The following is a 12,317-nucleotide window of genomic DNA, read 5'->3' as shown; positions in this document are numbered from 1 at the left end:
GGCACGCGGGAGGGCCGGGGCCGTGCGGCCCCGGCCCTCCCCCGCCGACGAGCGGCGGCAGCGCCCGGCCTATGCGCCGCGCAGTTCGGCCCCGGTGCGTTCCGCGGCCGCGGTGACCGCCGCGTCGCGGGCCGCGCCCGTCTCCTCCGCGGTCAGCGTGCGGTCCGGGGCGCGGAACCGCAGCGCGTAGGCCAGCGACTTCCTGCCCTCACCGAGCTGCTCACCGGTGTACACGTCGAACAGCCGCAGGGATTCCAGCAGCTCGCCCGCGCCGGACCGCAGCGCCGCCTCGACCTCGGCCGCCGGCACCTGCGCGTCCACCACCAGCGCCACGTCCTGGGTCGCCACCGGGAAGGCGGAGATCCGCGGGGCCTGGACCAGCCCTTCGCCGGCCCGCTCCAGCAGGTCCAGGTCCACCTCCATGGCACAGGTGCGCTCCGGCAGCCCGAGTGCCTTGATCACCCGCGGGTGCAGTTCACCCGCGTGGCCGACCAGGGTCCGGACGCCGTCCACCATCGCGTGCACGGCGGCGCAGCGGCCGGGATGCCAGGGCGCGTGCCGGTCGGCGGAGACCTCGATCTCCGCCCCGGCCTCCCGGGCCACGATCCGGGCCGCCTCCACCGCGTCCGCCCAGCCGGCCGGGCGGGCCCCGCCCCACCAGCCGGCCTGTTCGCGGTCACCGGCCAGCGCCACCGCGACCCGGCGCGGCTGCCGCGGCAGGGCCGCGTCCAGCGCGGCGATCTCCTCGTCCGAGGGCCGCACGGTGACCGGCGGGGTGGCGGCCGGCGGCTCCTCGCCGGTGGGCCGGAAGACCAGTCCGGTCTCGAACAGCGCCAGGTCGTGGCTGCCGCGCCCGTCGTTGCGGCGCAGCGCGGCGAGCAGGCCGGGCAGCAGCGTGGTGCGCAGCTCGGGCTCCTCGTCGGAGAGCGGGTTGGCCAGCCGCACGGTGCGGCGGCGCGGGTCGCCCTCCCCGATGCCGAGCCGGGCCAGCGCGTCCTGCGAGAGGAACGGGTAGTTCAGCGCCTCGACATATCCGGCGCCGGCCAGGGCCCGGCCGGCCCGGCGGTGCAGCCGCTGCCGGCGGGTCAGGCCGCGGCCGGCCGGCGGCCGGGGCAGGGTGGACGGCAGGGCGGCGTAGCCCTCCAGCCGGATGACCTCCTCGGCCAGGTCGTTGGGGTCGGTGAGGTCGGGCCGCCAGCTCGGCGGGGTGACGGTCAGCACATCGGTGCCGTGCACGTCGCAGCCCACCTCCTGCAGGTCCCGCACCACGGCCTCCCGTCCGTAGTGCACGCCCGCCACCTTGTCCGGGTGGTCGGCCGGGAGGGTGATGGTGACCGGCTCGGCCGGAGCGCTGACAGAGGTGACGCCCGGTCCCGCGGTGCCGCCGCCGAGCAGCACCAGCAGGTCGACGCAGCGCTGCGCGGCGGCCGCGGCGGCCTCCGGGTCCACGCCGCGCTCCCAGCGCCGGGCCGCCTCGCTGCTCAGCCCGTGCCGGCGGGCGGTGCGGGCGATGGTGACCGCGTCGAAGTGCGCGGCCTCGATCACCACCTCGGTGGTGCCCCGCCACTCCCCCGTCTCCGGGTCCTGCTCCGGGTCCCGCACCTCGCTGTGGGCGCCGCCCATCACCCCGGCCAGGCCGATCGGGCCGCTGTCGTCGGTGATCAGCAGGTCCTCCGGATGCAGCGCGCGCTGCACGCCGTCCAGGGTGGTGAGCTTCTCCCCGGGTTCGGCGCGGCGCACGCCGATCGGCCCCTCCAGCCGGGCGCGGTCGTAGGCGTGCAGCGGGCTGCCCAGTTCCAGCATCACGTAGTTGGTGATGTCCACCGGCAGCGAGACCGCGCGCATGCCGGCCTTCTCCAGGCGGCGCTGCATCCAGATCGGGGTGCGGGCCTCGGGCCGCAGGCCGCTGACCGTGCGGGCGGTGAAGCGGTCGCAGGCGGCCGGGTCGCCGACGGTGACCGGGTAGCCCTCGTCGTTGGCCGCGGGGACGTCCAGCAGGGCCGGGTCGCGCAGCGGCAGGCCGTAGGCGGTGGCGGTCTCGCGGGCGATGCCGCGCAGCGAGAGGCAGTAGCCGCGGTCGGGCGTGACCGCGATGTCCAGCACCTCGTCCACGACCTCCAGCAGTTCGACGGCGTCGGTGCCCGGCTCGTACTCGGGGGGCAGCACGATGATGCCGGCGTGGTCGTCGCTCAGGCGGAGCTCGGCGGCGGAGCAGATCATGCCCTCGGAGACCCTGCCGTAGGTCTTGCGGGCGGAGATCCGGAAGTCGCCGGGCAGCACCGCGCCGGGCAGCGCGACCACCACCTTGTCGCCGACGGCGAAGTTGCGGGCGCCGCAGATGATGTTCTGCGGCTCACCGGTCCCCCCGTCTTCGCCGGCCCTGCCGACGTCCACCCGGCAGTAGCGGATCGGCTTCTTGAACCCGGTCAGCTCCTCGATCGACAGCACCTCGCCGACCACCAGCGGGCCGGTGAGGCCGGCGCCGAGCCGTTCGACCGTCTCGACCTCCAGGCCGGCGGCGATCAGCTTCTCCGCGACCTCACGGCCGGTGGCCTCGGCCGGCAGGTCGACATACTCCCGCAGCCAGGAAAGCGGGGCGCGCATCAGATCTCCATCCCGAACGGCCGGGTGAACCGGACGTCAGCCTCGACCATGTCTCGCATGTCCTCGACGTTGTGGCGGAACATCAGCATCCGCTCGATGCCGAAGCCGAACGCGAAGCCGCTGTACTTCTCCGGGTCCACGCCGCAGGCGGTCAGCACCCGCGGATTGACCATGCCGCAGCCGCCCAGCTCGATCCAGCCCTCGCTGGAGCAGGTCCGGCAGGGCCGGTCCGGGTTCCCCACGGACGCCCCGCGGCAGGCGTAGCAGACCATGTCCATCTCGGCGGACGGCTCGGTGAAGGGGAAGAAGCTGGGGCGCAGCCGGGTGCGCAGGCCCTCGCCGAACAGCGACTGGACCATGTGGTCCATGGTGCCCTTCAGGTCGGCCATGGTGAGCCCCTCGTCCACGGCCAGCAGCTCGACCTGGTGGAAGACCGGGGTGTGGGTGGCGTCCAGCTCGTCGGTGCGGTAGACCCGGCCGGGGCAGATGACGTAGACCGGCAGCTCCCGCCCGAGCAGCGAGCGGATCTGCACCGGGGAGGTGTGGGTGCGCAGCACCACGCCGGAGCCCTCGCCGGGCTCGCCGCCCTGGCGGCCGGTGCCCGCCACGAAGAAGGTGTCGCTCTCGGAGCGGGCCGGGTGGTCGGCCGAGATGTTGAGCGCGTCGAAGTTGAACCACTCGGCCTCGGCCTCGGGGCCCTCGGCGACCTCGTAGCCCATGGCGGTGAAGACGTCCTCGATCCGCTCCATCAGGGTGGTCAGCGGGTGCCGGGCGCCGGCCGGTACACGGTCGTAGGGCAGGGTGACGTCCACCGCCTCCTCGGCGAGGACCCGCTCGTCGCGCTCCGCCTCCAGTTCCGCCTGGCGGGTCTTGAGCGCCTGGCCGACCGCGCCGCGCGCCTGGCCGACCCGGCGGCCGGCGTCGGCCTTGGCGTGCGGCGGCAGGGCGCCGATCTCGCGGTTGGCCAGCGCCAGCGGGGAGCGGTCCCCGGCGTGCGCGATCTTGACTTCGCGCAGCGCCGCCAGGTCGCCGGCGGCGGCGATGGCGGCGAGCGCCTCGTCCCGCGCCCGGTCGATCGCTTCCGGTTTCAGGGCCTCGACCTCGACAGGGTCGTATGACTTATTGGGTGCCGACATCTCTTTCCGGTGATCTCTTCCGGTGGGCGCCCGGCGGTGGCACCGGGTCCCCCTGGTTCGGACTGGGAACTGCGCCATGCCCCGCGCGGAGTCGCGCATGACCCACGGCAGTGTGCCAGGGTCCGAGTCTACGGGCGGGTCGCGCACGGTGACGCCCGCGGGCGGCATCCGGGCGGCGGCCGGCCGCGGGGCCGTGCCGCGCGGCAGCGGAGCGTGTCCGCTCAGGCCAGGAACGCCGGGGTGCCCGCGGGCAGGATAAATCGGAAGCGCGCCCCGCCGCCCGAGGAGCGGCCGACGGTGACGGTGCCGCCGTGCGCCTCGACGATGCCCTTGACGATGTAGAGGCCCAGACCGGTGCCGCCACGGCCGCTGCCGCGCCAGAACCGCGTGAACACCCGGTGCACGACATCCTGGGGGATGCCGGATCCCTGGTCGCTCACGGTCACGGCCGTCCCTTCCTGGCGGGTGCGGTTCGGGGGATGGGGCTCCACCTCGATGGTGATGGTGCCCTCGCCGTGCCGCAAGGCGTTTTCCAGCAGGTTGCCCAGCACCTGGTCGATCTTGTCCGGGTCGGCCCACAGGCGCGGCAGCTCGGGGGCTATCCGCAGCACAAAACGTTCCGCCGGAGCGCCGTTGTTCACCAGGATCTTCACCTGGCGGCGGGCGGCCTCGTCCAGCCGGACCGGCTGGCGGCGGATCTCCAGCCGTCCTGAGTCGATGCGGGAGACGTCCAGCAGGTCGGTGATCAGCCGGGTGACCCGGTCGGCGTCACCGTCCACGGTCTGCAGCATCAGCCGCTTCTGCTCGTCGGTGAACCGGTCCCACTTGTCCAGCATGGTGGCGGTGAAGCCCTTGATGGAGGTCAGCGGGGAACGCAGTTCGTGGGCGACGGTGGCGATCAGCTCGGCGTTGGACCGCTCCACCCGCTGCCGGGCCTCGGTGGAGCGCAGCCCGACCACCAGGCGGCTGACCGGTCCGCCGGGGTGCTTGCGCACATAACGGGCCGTGACCAGCACCTCGCGCCCTCCGGGCAGCAGCAGATTGCGCTCCGGCTGGCCGTTGCGGGTGGACAGGCCGTGGTAGGGGTCGGTGACCTGCCACCAGGGCCGGCCGTCCGGGTCCTCCAGCGGCAGGGCGTGGTCCACGGGACGGCCGAGCATCTCGGCGGGCGGCAGGCCGGTCAGCCGGCCGGCCTCGGCATTGCAGCAGATCACCAGGCCGAGACCATCCGCGATGACGAGTCCGTCGGGCAGATCGTCGGGCTCCAGCTCCAGCTCGCCCGCGCCGACGTGCTTCTCCATCCCCGTCGTGTCCCCTCTCGTACCCCCGGTGGCGGTCACCCTACTAGGCGGGGGCGCTCTCACGGCAGCCTTGGGGACGAGCCGGGAGCGGAGTCCGGGGACGGCCGGGGTGCGGGGCCCGGCCCGGGGCGCTGTGCCCGGGCCGAGGCGTAGAGGCAGACCGCGGCGGCGGTGGCCAGATTGAGGCTCTCGGCGCGGCCGTGGATCGGGACCGCGACCACGGCGTCGGCCAGCGCCCGGGTCTCCTCGGGCAGTCCCCAGGCCTCGTTGCCGAAGATCCAGGCGGTCGGGCCGGCCAGCCGCCCGGCGTCCAGTTCGTCGTCCAGGTCCCGGTCGCCGGCGCCGTCGGCGGCCAGCACCCGCACCCCGGCGGCGGACAGCTCGCGCACCGCCTCGGCCACCGGCACCCCGGTGGCCACCGGGAGGTGGAACAGGCTGCCGGCCGAGGCGCGCACCGCCTTGGGGTTGTAGGGGTCGACCGAGGCGTCGGTGAGGATCACCGCGTCGGCGCCGGCCGCGTCGGCGCAGCGCAGCACCGTGCCGGCGTTGCCCGGGTCGCGGACATGGGCCAGCACCGCCAGCAGCCGGGGCCGGGCGGCGACGATGCCGGCCAGCGGCCGGTCCAGAAAGCGGCAGACGCCGACCAGGCCCTGCGGGGTCACGGTCTGGGAGAGCCCGGCCACCACGGTCTCCCCGGCCACGGCCACCCGGGTGCCGGCGGCGCGGGCCGCGGCGAGCAGCTCGCCGTGGCGCTCGGCCGCGTCCGGGGTGGCGAACAGCTCGACCAGGGTGGGACCGCCGTCCGCGGCGCGGTGGGCGGCGGCCTCGCGCACCGCCTGCGGGCCCTCGGCCAGGAAGCGGCGTTCCTTGCCCCGGAAGCCCCGCCTGGCCAGCCGGCGGGCGGCGACCACGCGCGGGGAGTGGCTGGAGGTCAGCTCGGCGTGCGGACCCATGGCGGGCGGCTCACTTCCTGGTCCTGGTCACGGGCGGGGCGGGGACGGGGAGCGGTGGCGGGCCCGCGGGCGGGTGCGGAACGCGGCGGACCCGCAGGCATCCTCGCCTGCGGGTCCTTGCGACGGCCGGCCCGGTGCGGGGCCTCAGGCCGCGGCCCTGGGGGCGTTGACGTCCTCGGGCAGCGCCTTCTGCGCGACCTCGACCAGCGCGGCGAACGCGCCCGGGTCGCTGACCGCGAGCTCGGCGAGCATCTTGCGGTCCACCTCGACCTCGGCGGCCTTCAGGCCCTGGACGAAGCGGTTGTAGGTCATGCCGTTGGCGCGGGCCGCGGCGTTGATCCGCTGGATCCAGAGCTGGCGGAAGTCGCCCTTGCGCTTCTTGCGGTCGTTGTAGTTGTAGACGAGGGAGTGGGTGACCTGCTCCTTCGCCTTGCGGTACAGGCGGGACCGCTGACCCCGGTAGCCGCTGGCCTGTTCGAGGATCGCCCGGCGCTTCTTGTGGGCGTTGACTGCCCGCTTGACGCGTGCCACTAGTGAACTCCTTGTAGCGGGGCCGCGGGATGCGCGCGCGGCCCGGAAACGATTGAGGTCCCGGTCGTACTCCCGCGCCCGGCGGCCGGTGGCCGTCAGGGGCGCACGGGAATCACTTGCCGAGGAGCTTCTTGACGCGCTTGGCGTCGCCCGGGGCGGCCTGAACGGTGCCGGCGAGCCGGCGGGTCAGGGTCGACGGCTTGTGCTCCAGGTAGTGCCGGCGGTTGGCGCGCTGCCGCATCACCTTTCCGGAGCCGGTGATCTTGAAGCGCTTGCTGGTGCCGCTGTGCGTCTTGTTCTTCGGCATCTCGCCGTGACTCTCCTCATCCGTGGCGCCCCTCGCCCGGCCTGGTGGCCGGCGCGAAGAGCGCCGGGGTGTATCGCTTGCTGTCCGGTGACAGCGGGACGGGCGAGGCCTCAGGCCCGGGCGCGCCCCTGCTGCTGCTGGCGCTCCGCCTTGCGGGCCGCCTGCGCCTCCCGGGCCTCGGCCATCGCCTCGGTCTTCTTCTTGTGCGGACCGAGAACCATGATCATGTTCCGGCCGTCCTGCTTGGGGTTCGATTCCACGTACCCCAGTTCCTGGACATCCTCGGCGAGCCTTTGCAGCAGCCGGTAGCCCAGCTCCGGGCGGGACTGCTCGCGGCCACGGAACATGATCGTGACCTTGACCTTGTCCCCCTGCTTCAGGAACCGGACGACATGACCCTTCTTGGTCTCGTAGTCGTGCGGATCGATCTTCGGCCGGAGCTTCATCTCCTTGATCACCGTGTGCGCCTGGTTCTTGCGCGCCTCACGGGCCTTCATGGCCGACTCGTACTTGAACTTCCCGTAGTCCATGAGCTTGCACACGGGAGGACGGGCGTTCGCCGCCACCTCCACGAGGTCGAGGTCGTACTCCTGTGCGAGCTCCAGGGCCTTGGCAAGCGGCACGATGCCGACCTGCTCACCACTGGGACCGACGAGTCGCACCTCGGGGACGCGAATCCGGTCGTTGATGCGGGGCTCGGCGCTGATGGGGCCTCCTCGGTTGCGCCACACGACAGCCTGGACGACAGCCGTGTCAGTCAAGTCTTCGTGACCACCCGGCGGGGAATGCGGGAAATGCCGACAGGCCCCGGGCGGGCGCAGGCGGTCGGCTCCGAAACAACAGACCCGGAGTACCGCCGCGGACAATGCCACGGGGCGATGGTCTGACCTGGACCCGCCGGCCCGCGGGCCGGTCAGGTGGGAGAATCGGAGCCTCCACTTGCGGGCCGGGCATCTCGGTGTCCGGCCGGTCACCTACCAGGTTACACCACCCGCAGGGAAGCCACGCACCGGGTGATCCCGGTGCGGCGGGCTTCCGCGGTCAGCCCGTCACCGGGCCGGTGAACTTCTCGCCCGGCCCCTGACCGGGCTCGTCCGGCACGGCGGAGGCCTCCCGGAAGGCGAGCTGGAGCGATTTCAGGCCGTCGCGCAGCGGGCCCGCGTGGAAGGAACTGATCTCGGTGGCCCCGGCGGTCACCAGCCCGGCCAGCGCGGTGATCAGCTTGCGCGCCTCGTCCAGGTCCTTGTGCCGCTCGCCGTCCTCGGCCAGGCCCAGATTGACCGCGGCGGCGCTCATCAGGTGCACCGCCACGGTGGTGATCACCTCGACGGCGGGGACATCGGCGATGTCCCGGGCCGCGGCGGCGGGCGCGGCGGCCGGCTCGGACAGGCTGGGCTCACTCATGCCGGCCACCCTACGGGACACGCCGGTAGAGGGGTGTTCCGGGCAGCGGGGTGCCCGGCGGCAGCACGGCCAGCTGGAGACCCCGGGCCAGGCGGGCCCGCAGCACCGGATCGGCGGCCAGCGAGGCCGCCAGCCGGCGCACCGCTCCGGCCCGGCCGGCCGCCGGGTCCTGGTCCGCGGCCGGGTCCTGCTCCGCGGCCGGGTCCGCGTCGAGCAGGACGGCCAGGGTGCCGTCGGTCTCCCCGCCGGGTACCAGCTGCGCGGCGCGCACGGCGGGCTCGGCGGCCAGCAGGGCGCGCAGCGCTCCGGCGACCTCCGGGCTCCCGGCCGGGGAGCCGCCGGCGGCGAAGGCGCGCAGCGCCGGTCCGCTGATCTCGTAGCTGACCGGCCCGGCCAGGTCCACCACCAGGGCGTCGGCCTTCTCCTGCGCCGCCGCACCCAGCGCCTGGCCGGCCGTGACCGCGACCGGGCGGGCGTCGGCGCGCCAGCGGGACAGGGCGTCGGTGGAGGTGAAGACCGGGAGGGCACGGCGTCCGCCCGGGGCCTGGAGGGTGAGCAGCGCCATGTCGCTGTGCTTCTCCCGGCGCCGCCCGTCGGGGCCGGTCTCCGCCTCGCCGAGCACCGCCACCACCGGGACCAGGAAGCGGGAGCGGGCGAGCGCGGCAAGCAGCCGCGGCTCGGCGGACGGCTCCCGGGCCCACTCCGCGAGCGCCTGGCTGACCTGCGGGTCGGCGGATCCGTCGTCGTCCGCGAAAACCGGCTGAGGAATGTTCATGCCCACACCCCGACCCTATCCCCCGCGGGGCCCGGCGCGCCGGGCCCGCCCCGGACCGCCCGTGCCCGCACCGGACCCGGGTGTGAAGTCCGGACCGGGTGGGGGGAGTTGGGCGGGGTGGGGAGGAAGTGTCCGGTATTCCGTTACGTGTTCGTCATGAGGGGCCCATGACTAGCGCTGTTGTGCGATATAGCGTCGTCGTCATGCCCCCGTCCGTGCCCCGGCCCCGGTCCTGGCGCGGCGCCCCTGCCCTGGTGGTGCAGGCGGCGCTGGCCTCGGGCGTGCTGGCGGTGACGGTCGGCGGGGACAGCGCGGTCGGGGCGGCCGTGGCCGAGGCCGCCGGATCGGTGGCCGGGGACACCGGGGACACCAGGGGCATCGGAGGCACCGCGGCCGGGGAGGCGGGCGGCTCGTGGGAGTCCGCGGCGCCGGAGCACTCGGTGACCGCCGACCTCTCGGGGATTCTCCCGGCCGGCCCGGACGCGGTGCTCGCCGACGCGGTGGCACCGCTGCTGGAGGGCACCACCGCCCGGCTCGGGGTGGCGGTCCACGACCCGCGGACCGGACGGACCGCCGGGTACGGCGGGGCGCACTTCGACACCGCCAGCATCGTCAAGGTCAACATCGTCGCCGCGCTGCTGCTGACGGCGCAGGACGAGGGCCGGGAGCTCACCCGGACGGAGCTGGCCGAGGCCTCGGCCGCCATCCGGTACAGCGACAACCCCGCCACCGACGCGCTGTGGCAGCGGCTGGGCGGCGAGCGAGGGCTCGACGCGGCCAACGCCCGGCTGGGCCTGACCGACACCAGGGGCGGCGGGGACGGTCACTGGGGGCTGACGCAGACCACCGCCGCCGACCAGATCACCCTGCTGCGGGCGGTCTTCGGTACGCCCTCGCCGCTGACCGCCGCGTCCCGGGAGCTGCTCCAGGAGCTGATGGGCGATGTGGTGGCGGACCAGCGCTGGGGCATATCGGCGGCCGCCGGAGCCGGGGCCGAGGGCCCGGTGGAGATCAAGAACGGCTGGCTGCCGCGCAGCCAGACCCTGCTGTGGGACGTCAACAGCATCGGCCGGGTGACGGTGGACGGAAAGCCGTACCTGGTCGCGGTGCTCTCCGACGGGCACGCCTCCTGGGACAGCGGCCGGACCGTCGTCGAGGAGGCCGCCCGGGCCGCGGTGCGGGCGCTGCGCGGGACCACGCCCCCGGCCTGACCCCGGCCGCCCGCCCGGCCGATCGCCGGAGGAGCCGGCCCGGGGCCCCGTCCCCGGAACCGGCGAGGCCGGTCAGTGCGGGCGGGTGCGCCGGAAGAGGACGACCGCGCCGCCCAGCAGCAGCACGCCCAGGGCCCCCGCGAGCGGCGCCAGCCAGGGCGTGGAGCGGCCGGCCGAACCCGCCGGGTCCGGTCCGGCGCCGAAGTACCGCTGCGGATACGGCCCGGCGGCGGGCACCGGCGGTTCCGGCGCCAGCCCGGCCGCGGCCTCGATGGCCGCCGCCGGGTCCACCAGGCCGCCGCCCAGCCGGTCGTCCCGCCCGCCCTCCGGCGGGTCCTGGGCGGTCTCCGCCAGCAGGCGCTTGATCTGCGCCGGGGAGAGCTCCGGATAGGCCGAACGCAGCAGCGCCACCGAGCCGGAGACGAAGGCCGCCGCCGCGCTGGTGCCCCAGCCCTGCATGTAGCGGCTGCCCGGGGCGGCGATGATCACGTCCTTGCCGGGCGCGCTGACCGTGGCGTACCAGCGCCGGGTGGAGAACGGGGCGCGGGCGCCGCTGCGGTCCACCGCGGTCACCGCGATCACCCCCGGGTATCCGGCCGGGTAGGAGACCGGGTCGCCGGACTCCCCGCCGTTGCCGGCCGAGGCGACGACCACCACGCCCTCGGCGAGCGCATGGCGGATCGCCGCGTCCTCCTCGGCGTCCGGGTGCGCGGAGGGGCTGTCGTCACCGAGCGAGAGATTGATCACGTCGGCGCCCTGGTCCACGGCCCAGCGGATGCCGTCGGCCACGGCGTTGCCGGGCGCGTCCCGCTCCTCGTCGCGGGCGGGGTCGTTCTCCTCCAGCAGCACCCGCACCGGCAGTATGTCGGCCTCGGGCGCCACCCCGACGATCCCGGACCCGGAGTCGGCGCCGTGGCCGCGGCCGGCGATGATGCCGGCCATGGCGGTGCCGTGCCCCGCCCAGTGCTCGTCGCCGGGCTCGGCGCCGTGGGAGACGAAGTCCTTGCCCTGCAGCACGGCTCCGGCCAGATCGGGGTGGCCGGCGTCCACGCCGGTGTCCAGCACGGCCACGGTGACGCCGGCGCCGCGGGTGGTCTCCCAGGCGGCCGGGGCGTTGATCGCGTCCAGCGCCCAGCGCTGCTGGTCGCGGATGGTGTCGGCACGGGCGGGCGCGGCGGTGCCGGGCGGCAGGCCCAGCGCGAGGGCGGTGCCGAGCAGCGGGGCGAGGAGTGCCGTCAGCCGGTGACGGCCGGGGCGGCTGCGGATCACCGTGGTTCCTCCGTGGCTTGCCGGGCGGCCTTGCGGAAGCGCCGTTCGACGCGGTCGGCTATGCCTTCGGCGTCGTGGGCGAGTCCGGCGAGCGCCACCACGCTCTCCTTCTCCCTGCCCGCTGCGGTGGCCGGGCCGGCCGGCAGCGGGGTGGCCACCGGGCGGCCGTCGGCGAAGCCGGTGACCGCGTAGACCACGACCGGGGCGTCCGGAAGGGCGCGCAGGGTCCAGGTGGCGCGCTGGGCGTCGCCGAAGCCCGCGGTGCCGGGGCTGTCACCGGGGAAGGTGCGGGGCAGCAGATCGGCGCGCTCCGCCAGGCCGTCCTCGGTGAGCCGGGTGCGCAGTGCCGCCATCTCCTCGGCGTCGGCCTCGGTGAAGAGCATGCCGACGGTGGTGACCGTGGTCCGGGTGTCGTCCAGGTAGGTGGCGCGGAGCAGGCGGTGGCAGCCGAGCGGGTCGAGCACCTCGGCGAGCAGCGGGTCGAAGGCGCCGGCGCAGTCGCCGTCCGGGGCCACCGCGGCGCGGACCCAGCGGCGGTCGGCGCGGCCGGGCCCCGCGCCCTCGCCGATCAGCTCGGGCGGGAAGAGGGTGTCCACGGGCAGCTCCTGCCAGAGGCCGCGGGCCTGCTCGTACTGCTGCTCCGCGTCGGTGCGGCCGGTTCCGCCGCCGGACAGCCAGGCGCCGGTGACCGCGCCGCCGAGCAGGCCGGTGCCCAGGACCAGGCAGGCGATGGCGGCGGCGAGCCGGGCCGCGTGCCGCTCGCGGGGCGGCACCGGCGGCACCGGCGGTGGTTCCGGGCGTCGCGGGAGGACGGGCGGGACCGTCC

12 protein-coding genes are annotated in these 12,317 nt (G+C 75.2%); 1 reads left to right on the top strand and 11 read right to left on the bottom strand.

Annotation, left to right across the window (positions count from 1 at the left end; genetic code table 11):
- Window positions 1-69 precede the first annotated feature (69 nt).
- The 9 genes from pheT to GQS09_RS10250 form a co-directional block, all read right to left on the bottom strand.
- The gene (pheT, locus tag GQS09_RS10290; protein ID WP_165985704.1) at window positions 70-2,604 is read right to left on the bottom strand and encodes a phenylalanine--tRNA ligase subunit beta; all 2,535 of its coding nucleotides are present in this window, start codon (window positions 2,602-2,604) and stop codon (window positions 70-72) included.
- Window positions 2,604-3,740, bottom strand: coding sequence for a phenylalanine--tRNA ligase subunit alpha (gene pheS, locus GQS09_RS10285; RefSeq protein ID WP_165985703.1), 1,137 nt, complete (start codon window positions 3,738-3,740; stop codon window positions 2,604-2,606). Before pheS ends, pheT begins: the two co-directional genes overlap by 1 nt.
- 221 nt (window positions 3,741-3,961) lie before the next feature.
- Window positions 3,962-5,041, bottom strand: coding sequence for an ATP-binding protein (locus GQS09_RS10280; protein WP_165985702.1), 1,080 nt, complete (start codon window positions 5,039-5,041; stop codon window positions 3,962-3,964).
- 59 nt (window positions 5,042-5,100) lie between these two features.
- On the bottom strand, window positions 5,101-5,994 hold the full coding sequence (locus GQS09_RS10275) for an RNA methyltransferase (protein ID WP_165985701.1): 894 nt from the start codon (window positions 5,992-5,994) through the stop codon (window positions 5,101-5,103).
- 144 nt (window positions 5,995-6,138) lie between these two features.
- Window positions 6,139-6,525 (bottom strand): 50S ribosomal protein L20, encoded by a 387-nt coding sequence (gene rplT / locus GQS09_RS10270; RefSeq protein WP_165985700.1) that lies wholly within the window; start codon window positions 6,523-6,525, stop codon window positions 6,139-6,141.
- Window positions 6,526-6,637: 112 nt separating this feature from the next.
- The gene (gene rpmI, locus GQS09_RS10265) at window positions 6,638-6,832 is read right to left on the bottom strand and encodes a 50S ribosomal protein L35 (protein ID WP_165985699.1); all 195 of its coding nucleotides are present in this window, start codon (window positions 6,830-6,832) and stop codon (window positions 6,638-6,640) included.
- A gap of 110 nt (window positions 6,833-6,942) precedes the next feature.
- The gene (gene infC, locus GQS09_RS10260) at window positions 6,943-7,563 is read right to left on the bottom strand and encodes a translation initiation factor IF-3 (RefSeq protein WP_165985722.1); all 621 of its coding nucleotides are present in this window, start codon (window positions 7,561-7,563) and stop codon (window positions 6,943-6,945) included.
- A gap of 310 nt (window positions 7,564-7,873) precedes the next feature.
- Window positions 7,874-8,236 (bottom strand): DUF1844 domain-containing protein, encoded by a 363-nt coding sequence (locus tag GQS09_RS10255; protein ID WP_165985698.1) that lies wholly within the window; start codon window positions 8,234-8,236, stop codon window positions 7,874-7,876.
- Between the two features lie 10 nt (window positions 8,237-8,246).
- Complete coding sequence (locus GQS09_RS10250) at window positions 8,247-9,011, bottom strand: SseB family protein (protein WP_165985697.1); 765 nt, start codon at window positions 9,009-9,011, stop codon at window positions 8,247-8,249.
- Window positions 9,012-9,214: 203 nt separating this feature from the next.
- Here GQS09_RS10250 and GQS09_RS10245 point away from each other — a divergent pair, with 203 nt between their 5' ends.
- The gene (locus GQS09_RS10245) at window positions 9,215-10,222 is read left to right on the top strand and encodes a serine hydrolase (RefSeq protein WP_165985696.1); all 1,008 of its coding nucleotides are present in this window, start codon (window positions 9,215-9,217) and stop codon (window positions 10,220-10,222) included.
- 72 nt (window positions 10,223-10,294) lie between these two features.
- Here the strand turns inward: GQS09_RS10245 and mycP are convergent, their stop codons facing one another.
- Window positions 10,295-11,488 (bottom strand): type VII secretion-associated serine protease mycosin, encoded by a 1,194-nt coding sequence (mycP, locus tag GQS09_RS10240; RefSeq protein WP_165985721.1) that lies wholly within the window; start codon window positions 11,486-11,488, stop codon window positions 10,295-10,297.
- Window positions 11,488-12,317 (bottom strand): hypothetical protein (locus tag GQS09_RS10235; RefSeq protein WP_243761282.1); only part of this gene is annotated, 830 nt, incomplete at its 5' end. The genes GQS09_RS10235 and mycP, both read right to left, overlap by 1 nt.

This window comes from Streptomyces sp. YIM 98790 (assembly GCF_011421595.1).
Taxonomy (GTDB): Bacteria; Actinomycetota; Actinomycetes; order Streptomycetales; family Streptomycetaceae; genus Streptomyces.
This window is presented reverse-complemented; position numbering and strand designations above follow the sequence as displayed.

Bases quoted from the DNA above. Each gene is read 5' to 3' on its own strand.
- GQS09_RS10250 (WP_165985697.1), bottom strand. From the start codon at position 9,011: ATGAACATTCCTCAGCCGGTTTTCGCGGACGACGACGGATCCGCCGAC.
- pheS (WP_165985703.1), bottom strand. From the start codon at position 3,740: ATGTCGGCACCCAATAAGTCATACGACCCTGTCGAGGTCGAGGCCCTG.
- GQS09_RS10245 (WP_165985696.1), top strand. From the start codon at position 9,215: ATGCCCCCGTCCGTGCCCCGGCCCCGGTCCTGGCGCGGCGCCCCTGCC.
- GQS09_RS10275 (WP_165985701.1), bottom strand. From the start codon at position 5,994: ATGGGTCCGCACGCCGAGCTGACCTCCAGCCACTCCCCGCGCGTGGTC.
- GQS09_RS10255 (WP_165985698.1), bottom strand. From the start codon at position 8,236: ATGAGTGAGCCCAGCCTGTCCGAGCCGGCCGCCGCGCCCGCCGCCGCG.
- GQS09_RS10280 (WP_165985702.1), bottom strand. From the start codon at position 5,041: ATGGAGAAGCACGTCGGCGCGGGCGAGCTGGAGCTGGAGCCCGACGAT.
- pheT (WP_165985704.1), bottom strand. From the start codon at position 2,604: ATGCGCGCCCCGCTTTCCTGGCTGCGGGAGTATGTCGACCTGCCGGCC.
- rpmI (WP_165985699.1), bottom strand. From the start codon at position 6,832: ATGCCGAAGAACAAGACGCACAGCGGCACCAGCAAGCGCTTCAAGATC.